This window comes from Paenibacillus wynnii, assembly GCF_000757885.1.
Classification (GTDB): domain Bacteria; phylum Bacillota; class Bacilli; order Paenibacillales; family Paenibacillaceae; genus Paenibacillus_AQ; species Paenibacillus_AQ wynnii.
In genome coordinates this window covers 286,401-308,362 of record NZ_JQCR01000002.1, presented here as the reverse complement: position 1 = coordinate 308,362, position 21,962 = coordinate 286,401, and the positions used below count along the sequence as shown (strand labels likewise).

General features: G+C 44.9%; 13 protein-coding genes. 11 read left to right on the top strand and 2 right to left on the bottom strand.

What is annotated here, in order from left to right:
• Positions 1-493 precede the first annotated feature (493 nt).
• From PWYN_RS04260 to PWYN_RS04250, 3 genes are all read left to right on the top strand, one after another.
• Positions 494-2,995 (top strand): bifunctional diguanylate cyclase/phosphodiesterase, encoded by a 2,502-nt coding sequence (locus tag PWYN_RS04260; protein WP_052087737.1) that lies wholly within the window; start codon positions 494-496, stop codon positions 2,993-2,995.
• Positions 2,996-3,223: 228 nt separating this feature from the next.
• Positions 3,224-3,856, top strand: a complete 633-nt coding sequence (locus PWYN_RS04255; RefSeq protein WP_240479678.1) for a winged helix-turn-helix domain-containing protein — start codon at positions 3,224-3,226, stop codon at positions 3,854-3,856.
• Positions 3,857-4,714: 858 nt separating this feature from the next.
• Positions 4,715-7,549, top strand: a complete 2,835-nt coding sequence (locus tag PWYN_RS04250) for a glycoside hydrolase family 3 protein (RefSeq protein WP_036648876.1) — start codon at positions 4,715-4,717, stop codon at positions 7,547-7,549.
• A 100-nt stretch (positions 7,550-7,649) separates the two neighbouring features.
• On the opposite strand, the gene PWYN_RS29055 is transcribed toward PWYN_RS04250, so the two are convergent.
• Both PWYN_RS29055 and PWYN_RS04240 read right to left on the bottom strand, forming a co-directional pair.
• Entirely contained in the window at positions 7,650-8,000 is a 351-nt protein-coding gene (locus PWYN_RS29055) for a hypothetical protein (protein WP_036648873.1), read from the bottom strand.
• Between the two features lie 82 nt (positions 8,001-8,082).
• Entirely contained in the window at positions 8,083-9,351 is a 1,269-nt protein-coding gene (locus PWYN_RS04240; RefSeq protein ID WP_036648870.1) for an AraC family transcriptional regulator, read from the bottom strand.
• A 114-nt stretch (positions 9,352-9,465) separates the two neighbouring features.
• Between PWYN_RS04240 and PWYN_RS04235 the strand changes: the two genes are divergently transcribed.
• The 8 genes from PWYN_RS04235 to PWYN_RS04200 all read left to right on the top strand — a co-directional run bounded on the left by PWYN_RS04235 (position 9,466) and on the right by PWYN_RS04200 (position 21,930).
• Positions 9,466-11,736 (top strand): glycoside hydrolase family 3 C-terminal domain-containing protein, encoded by a 2,271-nt coding sequence (locus PWYN_RS04235; protein WP_036648868.1) that lies wholly within the window; start codon positions 9,466-9,468, stop codon positions 11,734-11,736.
• Positions 11,737-12,329: 593 nt separating this feature from the next.
• Positions 12,330-13,730, top strand: coding sequence for a glycoside hydrolase family 30 protein (locus PWYN_RS04230; protein WP_036648865.1), 1,401 nt, complete (start codon positions 12,330-12,332; stop codon positions 13,728-13,730).
• Between the two features lie 116 nt (positions 13,731-13,846).
• On the top strand, positions 13,847-15,628 hold the full coding sequence (locus PWYN_RS04225; protein WP_036648862.1) for a sensor histidine kinase: 1,782 nt from the start codon (positions 13,847-13,849) through the stop codon (positions 15,626-15,628).
• Positions 15,621-16,682: a response regulator transcription factor gene (locus PWYN_RS04220; protein ID WP_036648859.1), complete on the top strand. Its 1,062-nt coding sequence runs from the start codon at positions 15,621-15,623 to the stop codon at positions 16,680-16,682. Before PWYN_RS04225 ends, PWYN_RS04220 begins: the two co-directional genes overlap by 8 nt.
• A 102-nt stretch (positions 16,683-16,784) precedes the next feature.
• Positions 16,785-18,095: an ABC transporter substrate-binding protein gene (locus PWYN_RS04215; protein ID WP_036648856.1), complete on the top strand. Its 1,311-nt coding sequence runs from the start codon at positions 16,785-16,787 to the stop codon at positions 18,093-18,095.
• Positions 18,096-18,199: 104 nt separating this feature from the next.
• The gene (locus tag PWYN_RS04210) at positions 18,200-19,084 is read left to right on the top strand and encodes a carbohydrate ABC transporter permease (RefSeq protein WP_036648853.1); all 885 of its coding nucleotides are present in this window, start codon (positions 18,200-18,202) and stop codon (positions 19,082-19,084) included.
• Positions 19,081-19,908 (top strand): carbohydrate ABC transporter permease, encoded by an 828-nt coding sequence (locus tag PWYN_RS04205; protein WP_036648850.1) that lies wholly within the window; start codon positions 19,081-19,083, stop codon positions 19,906-19,908. Before PWYN_RS04210 ends, PWYN_RS04205 begins: the two co-directional genes overlap by 4 nt.
• Positions 19,909-19,926: 18 nt before the next feature.
• Positions 19,927-21,930, top strand: coding sequence for a beta-galactosidase (locus PWYN_RS04200; protein WP_036648847.1), 2,004 nt, complete (start codon positions 19,927-19,929; stop codon positions 21,928-21,930).
• The last annotated feature ends 32 nt before the right edge of the window (positions 21,931-21,962 follow it).

The window sequence follows — 21,962 nt, the reverse complement described above, 5'->3', positions numbered from 1 at the left end:
TTCTATATTTTTGTTTAGGAAACACTATAATATTGTAAATTACAGGAAATAAATCATCAAGTGAAAATAGGCTCAAAGTTTCTGGTGATTCAAACTGCCTAGTGAGACTATACTGGAGTGTTTGAGTGTTTGAGTGTTTGAGTGTTTGAAGGTTAGAGTTTAAGTTTCAGAGTTTCAGATGCAAGCCTTCTGTTTATTAAGGAAGCATATTACTGTTTTATACCTATTGAATATGTTAAAATTTTAACTATAAAAGGGTAAAAGTAAAGGAGGGGAATTTTGGAACTGGAAGAGCGGTAGCGTCCGCCCGAAAGCTTTCCGTAGGAAAGCTCGCTTCGAAAGCATAAGCTGTCTCCTGATTTCCTCCGCGAACAGCGATACAAATCAAGAAAGTCTTACGACAACAGCGGCTGGAAGTCCAACATTCACCGCAGTTACGGTCCAAACCCAAAGTCCATTTAGAAACCATGTAATCATAAGAGGAGCTAATGATATGAACATGTTTTCTGATCAAGACAATCAGAATCTAGCAGGTGAGTTGGAACGCTCTCTTTTTGAATTAGATGATATTATGTATGCCTTAGACGAATCCTCGATTGTTGCTAAGACGGACGCTAAAGGTGTAATTACCTATGTGAACGACAAATTTTGTGCGATTTCGAAATACTCCAAAGAAGAATTGATAGGTAAAACCCATCGAATTATCAACTCCGGTTATCATCCCAAGGAATTTTTCCGCGATATGTGGAGCACCCTTACTCAAGGACGTATATGGCGTGGAGAAGTGAAGAATAAGACTAAAGACGGTCAATATTACTGGGTAGAAACTACAATTGTGCCCTCACTGAGAAATGGACAGCCCTTTCAATATATCGCTATACGCTCGGATATTACAGAACGAAAGCTAGTGGAGGAAGAATTAAAACATACCTTAAAAGAGCTCTCAGATGTTCAATATGCCTTGGATGAGTCTACCATTGTAGCTAAAACAGATGCACGGGGAGTCATCACTTATGTGAATGATCGATTCTGTGAGATTTCTAAATATTCCAGAGAAGAATTAATTGGGAAAACCCATCGAGTTATTAACTCCGGGCATCACCCGAAGCCATTTTTCCATGAGATGTGGCAGACGATTACCTCGGGGAATATTTGGCGGGGAGACGTTAAGAATAAAACGAAGGATGGTCATTACTACTGGGTAACTACGACTATTGTTCCCTTTGTGAAAGATGGAGTTCCCATTCAATATATTGCTATACGAACAGATATTACCGATCAAAAACATAAAGAAGAATTATATCGGGATCGGGAGCAGTTACTGTCAACTACCTTAAATAGTATCGGTGATGGAATTATCACAACGGATCAATATGGTAAAGTAACCTTCCTGAATCCTATTGCTGAATCTATTACGGGTTGGACATTCGAGGATGCTGAAGGTCTAGACATTTCTGAGTTGTTCGTATTAATTAATGAAGATACTGGAGTCGAAATCGAAAACCCGGTGTACAATGCCCTTCGACAAGGGAAAATTGTTGGAATAGATATGAATACCCTTCTAATTAATAAAAAAGGCATAGAGATACCCATTGATGATAGTGCTGCGCCTATTATTGATCAGAATGGACAAGTTATCGGTGTCGTGCTGGTATTCCGGGATATGATCGAGCGTAAGCGGTATGAAGAAAAACTGAAATATAATGCCTTGCATGACATGCTGACAGGGCTGCCGAACCGTAGACTTTTCAGAGATCGCCTTACCAAAGCCCTGATTAATGCAAACCGCAACCATGAGAACCTGGCCGTTATGTTTCTAGATTTGGATCGGTTTAAGTTTGTGAATGACACTTTGGGGCATGATGTCGGAGATTTACTGCTCAAGAATACAGCCGATCTTCTCTCCAGTATTGTAGGGTCATCTGGAACGGTCTCACGAATTGGCGGCGATGAATTCACAATTATACTTGAGAAAGTAACGAAGGATGAGGTTGCAGTCAATGCGCAGAAAATTGTGGATGTATTCTCATATTCACTGCTGAATAATGCGTATGAAGTCATAATCACTCTGAGTATCGGCATCAGTATATATCCATCTGACGGTGCGGATTTGGAAACGTTAATTAAGAATGCAGACACGGCCATGTATTTCGCCAAGGAAAAAAGGTTAAATACCTTTCAATTCTTTACACCGGATATGAACGAAATCCTTAACCATAAACGAATCATCGAAAACGCCTTGCGCCATGCCATCGAACGGAATGAGTTGGAGCTCTATTATCAACCTAAATATGACTTAAATACTAGTAAAATAACAGGAGTAGAAGCTTTAAGCCGCTGGAACCACCCGGAAAGAGGGACGATCCCCCCGGCGGAATTTATACCTATTGCCGAAGAGACAGGCCTTATCGTCTCCATCGGAGAATGGGTCATTCGTGAAGCCTGCAAGCAATTGAAGAAATGGGAATCTCAATTTCACTTCCTGCTGCCGCTATCCATTAATCTATCCATCAGGCAGTTCTATGATAAGAACTTAATCTTAACGATCATGCGGATTTTAGAGGAGACAGGTGTTAAGCCTCATTATTTGGAACTGGAGATCACGGAGAGCATCATGGAGAGGGCGGATGAAAGCCTATTGATTTTATTCCAGCTCAAAGAATTAGGTTTCATTATCTCCATAGATGATTTTGGAACAGGGTACTCCTCCTTAAGCTATCTTAAGAAGCTTCCTATTGATACGATGAAGATTGACCGTTCCTTTATCAGTGAAACCGATGAGAATCACAAGGATTATAAAATATTATCTACTATTATTCACCTCGCCCAAAGCATGGAAATGAATATTATCGCGGAAGGAATAGAGTCTGAACAGCAAGAGACGGCTCTGATCCAGTTAGGCTGCACGGAAGGTCAGGGTTTTTTCTTCTCTCACCCCTTGAATGCTGAGGATTTTAATGAATTTTACAGAACATCGATAATGAATAACGGCTAATTAAAAAAAATAGCTGCAGCATCCGAATATCGCATAAATATACGGTTCTTTCTAAATACGTTTTTTGGATTGACAGTATTAGTATAGGGGAATTATGCTTTGGACAATAGGACGAAGCACGTCCCGTACCCTTTCTCTCTTAGGGTGCGGGATTTTTTTGTGACTAATGGGATGGAGGTTATTGATATGGGGTTTTCAGAAGAGCATAGCAGGTGGTTAAAGTATCATATGAATCGCAGAACAGGAGAACGGAAGAATCGGCTAGAGCGTGGACATGGCCATGGTGAGCGAATGTTTTTGGAGCAGGTATGGTGGAAGATGTTCGGTCACTTGGATGATTTGCACCCCGAATATGAAGTAGCGGATTGGCGCGGCAGACCCTACTTTATTGACTTTGTCTGGAAACCGGGACAGGTTAAGTTTGCGATTGAAGTGAAGGGATACGGCCCGCATGTGCAAAATATGGATCGGACTCGTTATCGACAAGAGCTGAATCGGGAGACTTTTCTTCAAATCGGAGGCTTTCGAGTGGTGGCAGTTCCTTATGATGATCTAGAGGTGAATCCAGAGCTTACGATCTCACTGCTGAAATCCCTACTAACTCCGAGTCTTGTGATGAATTCCGAGGGGGAGTCCTTTGCTCGGCTTGAGCGTGAAATTATACTAATCGCCATCCGCTCCGATGGGTTCATTCGTCCGACTGATTTGGTGCAAGAGCTTGGTGTAAATTATCGTACGGTTATACGACATGTGAAATCCCTCTGTGAGAAAGGAAAACTTAAACCTATCATTGCCGGCGAAAGTAGTAAAGTTTGCAGATATGAGTATATCCATTCCTTTAAGGATAGTCAGCTGTGGTAAAAAATCAGTAACGGGTAGCTTGGGAGCTCGAATCACCCCCGGGAGCACGAAATGAGCGAATAAGATGTAAAAGTACAATACAATCACCCCCGGGAGCACGAAATGAGCGAATGAGATGTAAAAGTACAATACAATCACCCCCGGGAGCACGAAATGAGCGAATGAGATGTAAAAGTACAATACAATCACCCCCGGGAGCACCCAATGAGCGAATGAGATGTAAAAGTACAATAGAATGCCCCCCGGGAGCACCCAATGAGCGAATGAGATGTAAAAGTACAATACAATCACCCCCGGGAGCACCCAATGAGCGAATGAGATGTAAAAGTACAATACAATCACCCCCGGGAGCACCGAGCGAATGAGATGTAAAAGTACAATAGAATCACCCACGGGAGCACCCAATGAGCGAATGAGATGTAAAAGTACAATACAATCACCCCCGGGAGCACCCAATGAGCGAATGAGATGTAAAAGTACAATACAATCACCCTCGGGAGCGCCAAATGAGCGAATGAGATGTAAAAGTACAATAGAATCACCCCCGGGAGCACCCAATGAGCGAATAAGATGTAAAAGTACAATAGAATCACCCCCGGGAGCAGCAAATGAGCGAATAAGATGTAAAAGTACAATACAATCACCCCCGGTAGCGTGAGAGTCCAGACCAGATGTAAAAGTCTAATTATCACCTGATTTTTATAATAATTGTTCAGGTGTTGCCGGTTGCGCGTATCTTTTATGATAAAGAGGCTAGGACTCACATGCAGCTAACAGATGTTACCTTTCCGAGGTTGCTGATTGTAGTCCTCAAAGTAAAATGAAACCGCTAACACTTAGATTAAAGGAGCGAACGCAATGCCAACAGAAACTGAATTATTTCCTTATAAAAAAACGGAACTGCCTTTAGATGTTCGTGTAAAAGATCTGCTCTCCCGATTTACGCTGGATGAGAAGGTGACCTTGATCCCTCAGTATCAAGCGGCTATAGAGCGTTTAGGAGTACAGGCGTATAAGCACGGAACGGAAGCGGCCCATGGTATATCCTGGTTGGGAAAAGCAACTTCATACCCGCAGGCAAGTGGACTTGCCTGTACCTGGAACCCGGAACTGATGAAGAAAATTGGATCGGCCATCGGGGACGAGGCTAGAGCCTTTTACAAGAAAAATCCGACGATCAATGGTTTGACCCTTTGGGCGCCAACGGTTGATATGGAACGTGATCCACGCTGGGGCAGAACGGAAGAAGCCTATGGTGAAGATCCGGAATTGACCGGTCAACTCAGCACAGCGATAGTACAAGGGATTCAGGGCGACCACCCTTTTTATCTAAAAGCAGTAGCTACACTGAAGCATTTCCTGGGCAATAACAATGAGATCGAACGCGGGAACTGCTCAGCCAGCATTGATCCTAGAAATATGAGAGAGTACTATTTGGATGCCTTTAAATCTGCCTTTCTAGAAGGCGGAGCGCAGTCGATGATGACTGCCTACAATTCGGTGAACGGTGTGCCGGTTATTCTTCATCCAAGTGTTATGGATGTTGTAAAAGGCGAATGGGAAATGGACGGTTTTATCGTTAGTGATGCTGGAGATTTGTTCGGAATCGTGAAGGATCACCATTATTATGAGTCTTTTGCCCAGTCGATGGCCGAGTCCATTAAGAACGGGATCGATAGTGTGACTGAGGAGACTGAGGAAACCATCAAAGTCATTCATGAAGCATTGGCTCAAGGTCTTCTTACCGAAGAGGATTTGGATCGCGCTTTATCCAACACATTCAGAGTTCGTTTCCGTTTGGGCGAATTTGATCCTGCCGAGTTGAATCCATACGCTGGCATAGACGATTCCGTCATTCTGAGCAAGGAACATGCTGCATTATCATTAGAGGCTGCGAAACAGTCTATCGTATTGCTGAAAAATGAAAGAGCCACCTTGCCTTTGAGCAAGAGCAAATTGTCCAAGGTTGCCGTTATCGGTCCACTTGGGGATGAAGCGTTTAGAGACTGGTATTCCGGTACACTTCCGTATGGCGTCACTCCGCTGCAGGGGATTACCAAGAAGCTTGCGGGTAAACAGGTTGCTTTTGAAAGCGGCTCCGACCTAATGATTCTGACCTCGGCTAGCCATGGAAAAGCGGTAGGGATTACCGGTGAAGAGGGGAAATTGGCCGTTCAGTACGATCAAATGGAGCATGGAGAACTGTTTGAGCATACGGCATGGGGCTGGAATAACCATACATTGAAGTCAACGAGTCTGAATAAGTACGTTACACTCACTGACAATGATACGCTTACGGTATCCGCTGATGAAGTTTATGGTTGGTATGTTAAGGAAGCGTTCAGTCTGGTGCCGGGAGAAGACGATACGGTTACATTGAAGGCTTGGAGAGATAAATCCATTTCCGTAAATCCCGATACAGGTACGTTACTAGCATCAGACCCGAATACAAGTACAGCGGGTTCCGAACCTTTCACTAAACATATCCTTAAAAGCGGTATAGATGCGGCAGTGAATGCGGCCAAGGCTGCTGAAGTTGCAGTTGTGTTTGTAGGAAATCATCCGCTTATTAACGGTAAAGAAGAGATCGACCGACCGGATATTGTTCTGCCCGAGGAGCAGGAGCGTCTAGTCAAAGCGGTATATGAAGCGAATCCGAACACTGTTGTAGTGATTGTCGGAAGCTATCCGATTTCGTCTACTTGGATTGATGAGCATATTCCGGCGGTTCTATATACCTCACACAGCGGACAAGAGCTGGGGAATGCCGTTTCTGATGTTCTGTTCGGGGATTACAGCCCTTCCGGTAAATTGAATATGACTTGGTTCCGTTCCGTGGAGCAACTACCTGACCTGATGGATTACGATATTATTAAGGGGAAAAGAACCTACATGTATTTTGACGGAGCGCCTTTGTATCCGTTTGGTCATGGTCTGAGTTACGCGCAAGTGTCTTACAGTAATCTTAAGCTGGACGCCAAGGAATTGGATCAGGACGGTATGATTAAAGTATCTGTGCAGGTGGATAACACTGGATCGGTAGATGGAGACGAGGTCGTACAGTTGTATGTGCAGTCTTTGGCTTCACGTGTGAAGCGTCCGCTCAAACAGTTAAAAGGCTTCCAAAAAATCCATACTGCAGCAGGTCAATCCCAAACCGTGGAGTTCTTGCTGCCTGTATCGGAACTGGCTTTTTGGGATGTTACGCGTGAGCGTTTCTGTGTCGAAAGTGGTCCATATTCCATTATGATTGGCCGCTCCTCGTCAGATATCGTTGTGTCTGAACAGATCACGATCCAAGGGGAGGCGATTCCTCCACGCAACCTTGAAGTTAGTACCCAAGCGGAGAATTACGACGATTATGAAGGCGTGTATTTAGATGAATGTAAAGCCGGCGGTGCCAGTGTGAGACCCAAAGAAGAAGGTGCCTGGATCTCTTTTGAAGATGTACAGCTAAGTGGTGGAATTAAGCAAATTAAGGCATGGGTCTCATCGACGAAAGGCGGTTGTATCGAGGTTAGAATGAATGAACCGGATGGAACATTAGCAGGAACGGTTGAGGTGTCTGGAACTACGGAACCCCAGCAATGGAACGAAGTGATCGCACCTGTAGCTTTTGACGGAGCGGTATCCCGCCTGTATCTGGTCTTCAGAGGAGAGGTTCTTTTAAGCAAGTTTGAACTTCATAAGTAATAAACTTAAGATATTTCTCAACTGTATTTTTTATATAAAAAACGGCTTCGCTTCTCCTGAGTGGTCAGGGAATGCGGAGCCGTTTTCTGTATATGACGCGTCAATCCCCGCCACCACCACCGCCACCATCTCCACCGCCGCCGCCATCTCCGCCGCCACCGCCATGACCGCCATCTCCGCCGCCACCGCCATGGCCGCCATCTCCGCCCCAACCGTGACCGCCGCTGTCGTGTCCAGAATGATGATGTGTATTGTTACTATGATGACCGTGATAATTATCGTTATTCGTATTATCGCTGTATAAGTCCAGATGGGAGCCCGCTATGAAGGAAGTGCCCGATATATCCTCATGTCTTGACTTCTTAAGTCTGCCGCCCTGCGAGTTGTCATTAAGTAGAGTTCTTAGTATTAAATAACCAAATACAACGACAAATATAATGCCAATGATCATCACTTTCGCCCCTTTAGTGTTAAATAGTACTTCGCATAGATTATTACATTATTTTCCTAAAAAAGCTATGAGTTGGATCGTACTAAAGAGTGATTCCCCGGTTATTTCTGTATTCTTTGGGTGTGGTGCCGGTGTATTTTTTAAATACTTTTGTGAAATAGCTCTGGTCGTTAAAATGGAGCCGGGTAGCGATGTCGGACAAGGTAATTCCGTGAGCCTCTATCAGCCGTTTGGCTTCCTCAATCCGTTCACGCTGAATATAATCACTAATTGCGATCCCCGTCTCCTTCTTAAACAGCTGCGAGAGATAACTTCCATTGAGTCCTGCCACCCCTGCCAGCTTATCTAAAGAAAGCTCCTCGTATAGATGGTTAAAAATATAATTTTGGCAAAGGGCGGCTGTACGTGAGAGCTTGGAATTTCGGTTATCTCGGACATGGTCGGCGAAATCGCAGAGGGCAGCGAGCTGGGCACGATCTACCGCAGGGATATCCTTAAGTTCTTCGATATGCTGTATATGAAAATCGCTAAGTGTAAAGGCAATCTCCCAGAACACTCCCCCATCAATAGCTGCGCGTGTAGCGAGAGTTATGGAGGCAATCGCCAGATTTTTTTTACTGCGTAAGTGGCTGTTCTTCGAGAGCAGACCGAATTTTTCCTCGGTAAAGGTTGCCTGTACCTTCAGAAGCTCAGCTTTATTTCCATTTTTGATATGACGGAACATATCTTTCTCCAGCATTGGATCGTGGTGCAGCCATGTATTCTCGCGCCGGTAGGAGACATTTAAATCAAGGCTGTCACTGGTATGTGGTGTTGGCTCTAAAGTGCGAATGTCGAGTAAAAGGTCGGTAATGGATAAGGCTTTACCGGTGACCAGCGAGTATAGCAGCATGGCAGCATGGTACAATCTCATCCGATTGATAACGGTCAGACTGCCGTAATATTGAAGCCATTGCTCCTGCAACTTGAGGGGAATACCATTGTCGCGCATCAGGCTTGCAGCGTTGTCGGACGTAAGGGGAGCATACAGAGAAGGGCCAATGACTAGGGTTGTAGCTTCTAGATGCTCATTAGGCAGACGGAGAATAATATAATTCTCTAGGAATGGAGTAGTTCGAATGATAGGTAGAGAGGAAGGGTTATCGGTGTCAGCCTCTACATCCGAATGGCTTATTATTTCAGCAAGCATGCTGCTTGCATCTTTACTTAAAGGGCGGGATATATTGGACTCCGGTAGCTGATGTTCTATGGTCCGGCTCGCGCTCAGAATAAATACCGGAATCTGATATGCTTCAAACATTAGTTTACAAATATATTGAATACGTTCGTTAATCTCCAAATGTTCAAGCATCGTTAACTACTCCTTTCATTCAATGAAAATACCAAGAATACAATCATAATGCCATAAAATACGAAAGAAGTATATTAAGATGGGAGTAGAAAACGCATTCATAGGAGGCTAATCATGAAAAATAAAGTTCAAGATCTCATCTCTCAAATGACCCTCGAAGAGAAAGCCGGGCTCTGCTCAGGGCTGGACTTCTGGCATACAAAAGGCATTGAACGGCTGGGAATCCCCGCTCTAATGCTAACGGACGGCCCGCATGGCATGCGCAAGCAAAAAGAAAGTGCCGACCACCTTGGACTTCACAACAGTGTGCCGGCAACCTGTTTTCCTTCTGCCGCAGGTATGGCTTCCTCTTGGGATCGGGATTTAATTGGACGAGTAGGCCAAGCGCTTGGTGCAGAATGTCAGGCAGAGAATGTTGCTGTCCTGTTGGGTCCTGGAACTAATATTAAACGTTCTCCGCTGAATGGGCGGAATTTTGAATACTTTTCTGAGGATCCCTACCTTGCTTCAGAAATGGGTGCGAATCATATCAAAGGTGTGCAAAGTCAAGGCGTGGGCACCTCACTGAAGCATTTTGCCGCCAATAATCAGGAGCATCGCAGAATGTCTACAGATGCTGTTATTGATGAGCGTACACTGCGCGAGATATATCTGGCGAGCTTTGAAGGTGCGGTTAAGAATAGTCAGCCTTGGAGTGTAATGTGTTCCTATAACCGGGTTAACGGTGAATATGCTTCTGAAAGTGAATATCTGCTGACCCGGATTCTCAGAGACGAGTGGGGTTTTGAAGGTTTTGTGGTCTCCGATTGGGGTGCGGTTAACGAGCGGGTAAAAGCATTGCAGGCCGGTCTAGAGTTGGAAATGCCTTCAAATGAAGGGCTTGGAGATGCGAAGATTGTTGCTGCGGTGAAGAGCGGCGATTTGTCTGAGGAGACGCTTAATCTTGCGGTGGAGCGGATGCTCACTTTTATTCTGAAGACTGTGGAGAATCGAAAAGAAAATGCTGTGTTTAATGCTGATGATCACCATCAACTGGCGCGTGAAGTAGCTCGGGAGAGCATGGTGCTGTTGAGAAATGAAGAAGGCATTCTGCCGTTGTCCAAGGAAGGCACAATAGCAATTATTGGTGAATTCGCCAAGAAGCCGCGTTATCAAGGCGGGGGCAGCTCACATGTAAACCCGACGAAGTTGGACGATGCTTTTACAGAGATAAAGGCTATTGCCGGTGAATCTGTAGAACTTCTTTACGCTCAAGGATATGAGCTAGACAGCAATAATATTAATGCGGATTTGCTGCAAGAGGCGCGTGAGACGGCGGCAAAAGCAGACACAGCCGTACTGTTCCTCGGGCTGCCGGATAGCTATGAGTCAGAGGGTTATGACCGCGTTCACCTCTCCCTGCCTGAGAGTCATATCGCGCTAATCGAGGCGGTAGCTGAAGTTCAAAGTAATATTGTTGTCGTGCTTAGCAACGGCTCTCCGGTCGAAATGCCTTGGCTCCATCATACAAAAGGGATACTTGAAGCTTATCTGGGTGGTCAGGCCTTTGGCGGAGCAATTGCAGATTTGCTGTTAGGAGAGGTTAGTCCGAGCGGAAAATTGGCAGAGACGTTCCCGAAGAAGCTTAGCGACAACCCATCCTTTCTGAACTTTCCCGGTGAAGGTGATAAGGTGGAATATAAAGAAGGAGTGTTTGTTGGATACCGCTATTATGATAAAAAAGAAATCGAGCCGTTGTTCCCGTTCGGCTTTGGTCTCAGCTACACTGAATTCCAGTATAGTGACTTGAGGATTTCTAAAAGCAGCATCAAGGATACAGAGAACGTGCAGGTTAGTGTAACTATTCAGAATATCGGAAACTGCCCCGGCAAGGAAATTGTTCAGCTCTATGTCAGTGATGTAGAGAGCCGTATGATCCGTCCGCTACAGGAGTTGAAGGGGTTCCAGAAAGTGGAGCTTCAGCCCGGTGAACAGAAAGAAGTTACTTTCGAGCTGAATAAACGTTCCTTTGCCTATTACAATGTTAATATTGGGGATTGGCATGTAGAGAGTGGAAGCTTCATGATTGATATCGGCTCCTCCTCACGGGATATCCGCTTAGTTGCCTCTATTGATGTAGAATCGACGACACTCATTGAAACCATTGTCCATCGCAATACAACGGTGGGTGATCTACTGGAGAACCCGCTTACTAAAGAGAAAGCTAAGAAATACATCAATATATTTGGGTTTGAAGAGGGCACGGGGGATAATCCCGAAATGTTCATTGCTATGATGAAGTATCTGCCTCTACGGGCATTGATCGGTTTCGGTCAGGGCAAATATACCGAAGAGAACTTGGCTGCGGATTTACTAGAGTTGAATGCATTGGTTGCTGGAAAATAGATAACAACCGGGCAGCGGCTCTTTAATAGCTCACAGCTGTTGTTATGTAATTCATGTAAAGCAGTCCGCTCTTCGGGCTGCTTTCTTTTTATAATTAGATTTAGTGGAGGTTGGAGGTTGGATTTGAATTTGTAGTTTAGTGGCTGTGGGAGGTTTTAGTTGTACTTTATGCACTTAAAATCATCTAATAGGATTAAAAAATGATTTAGTTGTAGTTTGTGCAGTTATTTAGTCAGCATCTGCCCGGATTCCCATTATTTCAATATTTTAGTTGTAGAAAGTGCAATTAAACTTACAGAGATAGTCTGTTTGAGGAGCTAAGTTGGTTTTGAGGGCTAAGTTACTGTCCGATGAGTTAAGTTGTTGCTGTCTGAGCGGTATAGTTTAAAAAAGTGCAACCGTGAATCACAATTCTGTCCAATGGAACAGTTCGGTGACTGAGATATAATGAAAGCGAAAACAAGATTGGTGTGAGGGTGTTGTTTTGATATAAGTGGCAGATTTCATACACTAGTTGATCTATATATGTTTGTCAGAAAAGCCATACGATTAGATTTAATTTACTAATTGTCTACTATACGGAGGTCACAATTATGTATAAGAAGGATTTACAATGGTTTACCAGCACAGAGCTTTTGCCATGGGCAGAGAAAGAGAACAAACACAAGGTGGCGAGTAGGGGAGCAACACCAGTAGAAGCAGTAGCACCAGCACTAGCACTAGCAGAAGCATCCCCAGCCCCTAACTTAACCATCACCGCAGAGACTTTTCAGACTTTGGAAGGCTTCGGAGGCTGCTTCAATGAGCTGGGTTTTGTGGCACTTTGCAAGTTGCCGGATCAAGAACGTGCGGAAGTGATGCACTCGCTCTTTCATCCCGAAGGGGAGCAGCGCTTCAGCATTTGCCGGCTTCCGATTGGCGCTAGTGATTATGCCTTGGAATGGTACAGTCTGAACGAGAATGACGGCGACTACGCCATGGAGCATTTCTCGATTGAACGAGATCGGCAAATGCTGATTCCATATATAAAAGAAGCACTGGCGTTGAACCCGGAGCTGAAGCTATTCGCTTCACCTTGGAGCCCTCCGACCTGGATGAAGTTTCCAAAGTCCTATAATTACGGAACTCTTCGGTGGGAACCGGAGATTCTGGAAGCTTACGCCTTGTATTTTGTTAAGTTCGTAGAAGCGTACCGTGCAGAGGGAATTACCATTCATCAGGTTCATGTGCAGAACGAAGTGGTTGCCGATCAGAAGTTTCCTTCCTGCGTGTGGACCGGAGAACAACTGCGGATTTTTATACGAGACTACTTGGGTCCGGCGTTCGATCGCCACGGGTTGGATACGGAAATCTGGCTGGGAACAATCAATGCGCCGGAGGCGTGGGATGAATGGCTGAAGAAGAAAGCTACAGACTTCGATGCTTACGCATCCGTAGTGCTGAGTGATCCCGAGGCGTATAAATACGTGAAAGGTGTAGGCTACCAATGGGCGGGTAAGTATGCTATTCAGCGTACGGTACAGAGTTATCCAGAGCTGCGTTATATGCAGACGGAGAATGAATGCGGAGATGGTGAGAATACTTGGTTCTATGCCAAATATGTATTTAACCTGTACCAGCATTATTTCATGAATGGTGTAAATGCTTATATTTACTGGAATATGCTTCTGGAGCCAAAGGGACGCAGCACCTGGGGGTGGGAGCAAAACTCCATGCTGACGGTATATCCTGAGCAACAAAAAGTCGTTCATAATCCAGAGTATTATGTAATGAAGCACTTCTCCCACTTTACAGCACCAGGCTCGGTCAGAGTGGGACTTAAAGGGCCATGGAGCGGCAACGCCGTTGCTTTTAAGGCAGCCGATGGCACCGTGACACTAGTAATTGCCAATCCCTTTAATGAGCAGCGAGTGCTGAATTTGAATAGTGGTTCATCCGTGTATTCCCTTGAGCTGGAACCGAACTCCTTTCATACAATGGTTTTGCATTCATAAACCTATGGCATAATCTAAAAGCTAACGTCTGATTCCAGAGACGTTAGTTTTTTGCTACTCTTAATCCAGTTAAACTTTGGATACACTACAGCAAGTCGAAGCAAGGGGGAACAGCTATGGTATCAAGATGGATGGTAAAGCTCACAGAACCCTTCCGGCGCAGTATGCGAAACAAACTCATTTTATCTATGATCCTATTGGCTGTCGTTCCGATTGTGACCATTACGGCCCTGGCCGCCGAGAATAATCGGAGATCTATGGAATCAGAGGTCATAAGCACCAATCTCTCTAATATGAAATGGACAGGCATTTATCTGAGTGAACAGTTCTCCCAACTTAATAATCTGATATACACCGTTCTGATAAGTCCCCATTTAAGCGACTATCTTGCCTATGCCGATGAAGCGAGCCTGTCCAATCAGTTCGCCGCGCAGAAAAACATTATCGATACCCTGATGAACCTCTTTTATTCGGCGGGTAATCATGTGATTGGTGTTGAGCTCTATTTAAAGGAGTCGAACAAGCTGTTTACGATTAATGCTTCGCAAAGTGATATTGAATCACCTTCCGAACTTCCGGCCCTCTATAAGATGCTATTCGAGCAAAATAAAGATTTCGTAATTCGTTCGGACGGCAGCGACGATAGCAAGTTCCAACTCATACGCAGCATCAACCGTTTTGAGAATCAGGAGAAGCTTGGCGGCATTTCTTTGGAAATTCGCTGGGGTGTATTAGATCAGACTCTAAACCTGCTGGGTCGAGGGAATGAACATACGGTATTTATTGCTGGGCCAAATGGAGAAATACTCTATCAGCCATGGGGAGAACCCCCCTCGAAAGAGACACTTACCCGGGTTGCCGGCACCAGCGAAGAACAGGGATATTTCCGAGGCCAGCACGAGTATGTGTTTTACAACACCATCGATCCGGTAGGCTTGAAGCTGATTACAGTGATTCCGAATAGTTTTATCAATCAGAGTGCGCTATCTACTATGAAATTCGGCTTGATTGTAGGTGCTGTTTCCGTCCTTGTAGCCATTCTTATGGCTATTATTATGGCCTTGAGGCTGGCAACACCTATCGTTAGCCTCGCCCGTTCTATTCAAGGGTTTGGACTCATGAAGGATAGGGAAGTCCAGCTCAGTACCCGTGTGGATGAAATCGGATTTCTGGAGACAAAGCTATATCAGATGTCCCATCGTATCAGAGAACATATCAAGACTGAATATATAATTAGCTTAGAGAAAAAGAGTGCCGAGCTTAAAGCGCTGCAAGCGCAGATTAACCCCCATTTTCTCCAAAACACGCTGCAAATGATCGGAAGCATGCTGTTTAAGAGCAATCCGTCGGAAAGCTATGAGGTTATACGATCACTTAGCGATATGTTCCGCTACATTATTCGTGAGCCGGATGATTTGGCGCCGCTACGGGCGGAGTTGGTCCATCTGAATAATTACATGCAAATTCAAAATCAGCGCTTCGCCTCTCGCCTTACCTATACAACTCAGATAGACGAGGAAGCACTGAAAAGTTTGATTCCAAAGCTTACTCTTCAGCCCATTGTCGAAAATGCTTTTTTTCACGGCCTGGAGCTGAAATCAGGGCCATGGGAGCTAGAGGTTACTGTTACGCGCGAGGATAACGATGTGATCATTTGCATTCGTGACAATGGAATCGGGATAGAAGAGAGTAAGCTGGCAGAAATTCGCGGGCAGCTCGGTTCCCAATCCGGGGGATTAACTGTAATTGGAGATCGGATCGGGCTGCATAATGTGGCCTCACGGATTCACATGCATTTTGGCAATACTTATGGAATTAGTATACAAAGCCAACCAGGACTGGGAACAACCGTTATAGCAACCATTCCGCTGAAAGGGGAGAGTCAATCCGATGATTAAAGTGCTATTAGTGGATGATGAAAGCTGGAATCGTGACATTGTGAGAACGTTCGGTTCCTGGGATAAACTAGGCATGGAGATTGCTGGAGAAGCGGAGGATGGAATAGAAGCCCTTCGTCTTATGGAACAAATATCCCCGCAAATAGTCATTACAGATATGCGTATGCCTGGTGTGGACGGGGTGAGGCTGATGAATAGTCTGTATGACTATTTTCCTAAAGTTAAGATTGTTGTGGTGAGCGGTTACGACGACTTTAAATATGCTCAGAATGCAATGAGATTTAGGGCAATAGATTATTTGTTGAAGCCTATCGATCCGAAGGAACTGAACGCCGTACTGCTTAGATGTAAACAAGAACTTGAGATTTCCTCTAGGGAACAGGGTACATTGGCGCTTGATTTGGATGTATCCATTTCCTTATCTTCCTACAAGCAGCTGCTGCGGGTTCACTTCAATGAATTAAATGTAGAGGGTGTAACTACTGTTCTACAGGGGATGGGATTTGGATTGGAAAAAAGCGGTATAGGGAAGCCGGGCTTGCTTTGGCAGGTAGCCCAAGAAATGCTGCTGCTCCTTAAAGAGTTAATGAAGGCAAATGCAATAGAAGCCGACACCCTCCAGGTCGAGATACATCCTGAGGTTTTGTCTTCTTGTGAGAATACAACGTCTTTCCTGCTTCAACATTACGCTGAGAACCTTGAGCATCTTATTGGGCAGCGTAAGTTCAAAAACAAGCTGAATCTTGAAGAGGTTAGGCAGTATATAGATCATCATTTCGCGGAGGCCGTAACTTTGGATGCTATGGCTAGAGCTTTTTTTGTGAGCAAAGAATATTTGAGTAAGGTTTTTAAGCTGGAGTATGGCCTCAACGTTACGGATTATATTTTGAACCTGCGGATGGAAAAGGCGAAAGCCTGGCTGGCAGATGAGAGTATTCCAATTAAGACGGTGGCAGAGATTATCGGATATGAGGATATAGGCTATTTCTATAGAGTTTTTAAAAAGCATTATGGGATTGCACCCGGTGAAATGAGAAAACAGGGGCAGGTTTAAAAATGTCCAATTCAGGAGGGGAGTTCCGTCCAATTAAACGCTTTCATAAAAAAGATACAATGAAAGCGTAAACAAAACACAGACATTGGGAGGTCTTACGATATGAAAAGGACGACAAAAGGGGTACTTTGCAGCCTTCTCGCAGCTACACTTCTGGCAGGTTGCGGTGGTAATAACGGAGGCAATGCAGGTAATGCGAACTCTACAACAGGAAACAACACAGTTAGCCCAGAGGCTAAAAGTGTAACCCTCAAAATGTTCATTGCTATGCCTCGCTTCAAAGAACATTTTGACAAATACATTGCGGACTTTGTGGCGAAGGAAAAAGCGGATAAAAATATTGATGTGTCTGTCCAGTTAGAAATGCCGACAGCAGATAACGCCTCGCAAATCCTAAAGACACGTTTAGCCTCCAATGATGCACCTGATATTTTTGCCATACATGCCGTTAACGAAATTCCATCCTACTATAAAGCCGGATATCTAGAGGACTTATCGGATCAGCCTTTCGTAGGCAAACTGTTGGACAGTGTGAGGCCTTCCGTTACCACGGCGGACGGTAAGATAGTAGCACTTCCAATGGAAACCTTGTCATGGGGCTATCTTTACAACAAGAAAATATTCACTGATCTCGGCCTGACACCACCAACGACCCTGACAGAAATGAAAGCCGTTGTAGAAAAAATGAAAGCAAACAATATTACACCTTTTGTACTTTCCTATAAAGAATCATGGATTCCTCAGCTTGTTATTCCATTAACAATTGGCGCAATGGTGAAGTCCAAGGATCCTGACTTCGTGAGCAAGATGAACAAGGATGAAGGCTCTTTTATGGAAATGAAATCGGCAATCTTCGATATATTCGATCTCATTAATGCGAACGGCACAACCAAAGCAACTGAGGTTGGCGGTGATGACGGCGCCGCAGCTTTTGCAGCAGGCAAAGGGGCGATGTGGCTTCAAGGCCCATGGTATGCCGAGACGATTTTGAAATCTAATCCGGATATGGATTTTGGCGTTGCACCTCTACCTGTTAACGATGATCCGAAGGCAACCGTAATCAATATGAGTGCTTCTACCTCCCTGGCGGTATCATCAACCAGCAAGAATAAGGAGGTAGCACTCGACTTCGTGAACTATGTATTGGATGATCAAGCCACTAATGCCTTTTTCCAGGCCCTGAAATTCAATCCAGTATCAACGATTCATACCTACGAGAGCTACCCTTGGGTTGATGACGCTTTGGTTTATGTGAAGGAAGGTAAATCTGTTCAAGACCCTGCCATTCCGCCATCCGTCAAGGATGAGGTAGGCAAAGGACTGCAGGCTTATTATGCCGGACAAATGTCACAGGATGACGTGCTGAAGGCACTGGATAAAGTTTGGAAATCTTATAACAAAGTGAATAAATAAGCAACCAGAAAGCTGAAACAAAGATCCGGGATGGAAGATGAGAGGGATAACCTTCTTCCTCCATCCCGGTTGCTTTATACACATATAGGAGAGGGGCGGATACTGTGCCGGTCACTAGCTACAAAAAGTATATTTCACTGCTTGCTTTCGTTGCGCCCGCATTTATTTTTTATACCTTATTTCTGCTAATCCCCACCATTGGTGGTATGTTTTATAGCTTTACGGACTGGAATGGACTTAATAAAGACTACTCTTTTATCGCACTTGGCAATTTCATAGAAGCCCTGCGTGAAGATACTGATTTCGTGAACTCATTACTGTTTACGCTTAAATATGTATTGTTCATGGTAGTTTTGCAAAATGTATTTGCCCTTGTGCTAGCAGTATTTATTGAATCCAAAGTAAGAACCAAAGGTTTTTTCCGCACCATCTTCTTTATGCCGAATATGATCAGTACCATTATCAGTGCGTTTATGTGGACGTTCGTATTCTCACAGGTACTGCCCCAAATCGCAGAGAAGACGGCATTCACTTTTCTAGACCAGTTGTGGATCGGCGACCCCCAGGTGTCCTTTTATTCGATTATTATCGTGTCGCTGTGGAATGGTGTCGGCTATATGATGATTATATATTTGGCAGCCCTGCAGGGTGTGCCGCAAAGCTTGAAGGAAGCAGCAGTTATTGACGGTGCAACTCCGTTTCAATCCTTCCGCAGTGTGACCATGCCGATGATTACACATGCCATAACGATCTGCTTCTTCCTAACACTAAATGGTGCTTTCAAAGTATTTGAGGTAGTCTACGGACTTACGGGCGGGGGACCGGGACGCAGCACTCAGGTTATCACGATGAATATTTATGAAGAGGCGTTCTCCAATAACTTTCGGTACGGTTACGCCAGTGCCAAATCGGTCATTTTGTTCGTGATTATCTTAATCTTCACCTTTATTCAAATCAGTGTGATGAAGAGAAAAGAGGTGGAAGCATGAGATTGAGAAGATCATCCTCCCTATTTATTACTTTGTTTCTATGCGTCGGCGCTGTGATCTCCTTTTTCCCCATCTATTTGGCTATCATAAATTCTGTGAAGACTCAAGGTGAAATGTTCACCTCTTTTATGGCATTTCCGACAAAGCTGCATTTTGAGAATTACAGCCAGGCTTTTGATAAAATCAATCTATTAAATAGCACGCTGAACTCTGTCATTGTATCGTTGATCGGTATTGGCGGTATCGTCTTTTGCGCCGCCTTGGCCGGCTACAAGCTGTCTCGGACGGGCGGCAAGCTGAGCGGCCTGATTTTCTTCCTGTTTATCGCTTCCATGCTTGTGCCTTTTCATTCCATTATGATTCCGTTAACCCGTATGGCAAAAAACCTGCATGTCAGCGGCAGTACTTATGGGTTGGCCATTATCTATATCGGTCTTGGCGTAAATATGGCGATCTTCCTGTATCATGGATTTGTAAAATCAATCCCTCGCGAATTGGAGGAAGCGGCGCGAATTGACGGCTGCGGGGAGTTTCAGACTTTCTTCCGTATTATTTTTCCGCTACTGCTTCCGATTACCGTAACCATCGCTATTCTTGATTTTTTATGGATCTGGAATGACTTTTTACTGCCGCTTCTTATGCTTACGGATTCGACTAAATATACGTTGATTCTGTCAACGAATACGTTGTTTGGTGAGTATAACAAGGAGTGGTCGCTCATTCTGGCGGCATTGGTCTTGACTGCACTTCCAGTGATCCTGATCTATTCATTCTTCCAAAAATTTATCATGCAGGGTATAGCCGAAGGAGCAATCAAAGGCTAAGCAGAAAGGAAATGAATGATGTCCAAACTACGGTACGGCGTTGCCTATTACGATGAATATATGCCTTATGAGAGGCTGAATGAAGATATCGCAATGATGAAGGAGACGGGCATTAATGTGGTCCGCATCGCCGAATCGACATGGAGTACCCATGAACCGCAAAATGGTGTGTTCGACTTCTCTTCGGTAGATAGAGTGTTGGATGCCATGCATGCCGCTGGGATTGAGGTTATCGTAGGGACTCCCACGTATGCAGTTCCAACTTGGCTGGTGAAAGAACATCCTGATGTTCTAGCAGTTACAGCTAAGGGTCCAGGACGTTATGGAGCCCGACAAATCATGGACATCACGAATCCAGTCTATCTGTTCCATGCGGAGCGAATCATTCGTAAACTGATCAGCCGAGTCTGCAAGCATCCTGCAGTCATTGGCTATCAGACCGATAACGAAACGAAGCATTATGATACGGCTGGGGATAATGTTCAACTGCAGTTCGTTAAATATATGCGTGAAAAGTACGATTCGCTGGATATCATCAACTCCCGGTTCGGGTTGGATTACTGGAGCAACCGGATCAACAGCTGGGAGGACTTCCCTTCTATAGTGGGTACTATTAACGGAAGTCTTGGAGCAGAGTTTGCCAGATTCCAACGCGGGCTGGTTACAAACTTTTTAGCTTGGCAGGTAGCATTGGTGAATGAGTATAAACAACCGGGACAATTTGTGACGCAGAACTTTGACTTTGAATGGCGCGGATATTCGTTTGGCGTACAGCCGTCTGTGGATCATTTTGCAGCAGCTGAGCCCTTTGATATTGCCGGAGTTGATATTTATCATCCTTCTCAGCACGAACTGACGGGGACAGAGATTTCATTCGGGGGAGATATGGCACGCTCGCTGAAGCGGAGCAATTACCTTGTCCTTGAGACACAAGCACAAGCTTTTCCCCAGTGGACACCGTATCCGGGTCAATTAAGACTTCAGGCCTTCAGCCATCTCGCCTCTGGTGCGGATATGGTAGCTTACTGGCACTGGCATTCCATTCATAATTCATTTGAAACGTATTGGAAAGGACTGCTCAGCCATGACTTCAAGCCGAACCCGGTATACAATGAGGCGAAGACTATCGGCAGGGATTTTCAGGCATTAAGCAATCAACTGGCGGGTCTGCGAAAAGATAATAAGGTTGCTGTTATGGTCAGCAATGAGGCGTTAACGGCAATGGAATGGTTCAAGCTGCCGGACGGAAAGACCTACAATAATGTTGTTCGCTGGATGTATGATGAATTGTACCGGATGAACATCGAATGCGATTTTATTCAACCCTCATATAAAGAGTTAAATCAGTATAGTCTGATCGTTGTACCGGCATTGTATGCTGCTCCCGACGCTGATTTAGAGCGGTTGAATGCTTATGTGAAGCAGGGCGGGCATGTGGTGTATTCCTTCAAAAGCGGCTTCACCGACGAGGTCGTCAAAGTCCGTACCGTAGAGCAGCCGGGCATCATTAGTGAGGCTTGCGGCATAGGGTACAGCCTGTTCGTTAGCCCGCACGAAGTGCCTTTGAAGAGTGCGCATGCGGACATCGGAGCTGAAGATAACCATGTTGAAACCTGGATGGAGTTGATTACTTCGACCACTGCGGAGGTGCTGCTTAGCTATGATCATCCGGCGTATGGTGATTATGCCGCGGTTACACGTAACCGTTACGGTCTAGGAACAGCAACCTATATCGGTTGTATGACAAGCTCTGCTATGGTGGGAAGTGTGCTGAAGTCCACTGTGAAAGAGGCAGGATTATGGAGCAGCGATCAAGAACTGTCATTCCCGATTATCGTCAAAAAAGGAACGAATCGAGCTCAGCAAACCGTGCGATATTACTTCAACTATTCGAATGCTGCGGTTTCATTTACGAATATACATGTGGAGGGAACTGAACTTTTGAGCGGACGTGAGGTCAATAAGGGTGAAAAGCTAAGCTTGGAGCCTTGGGGGTTTTTAATCCTGTTGGAGAAACAATAATGATAAGATATTAAGGATTTCTGCTCTACCGT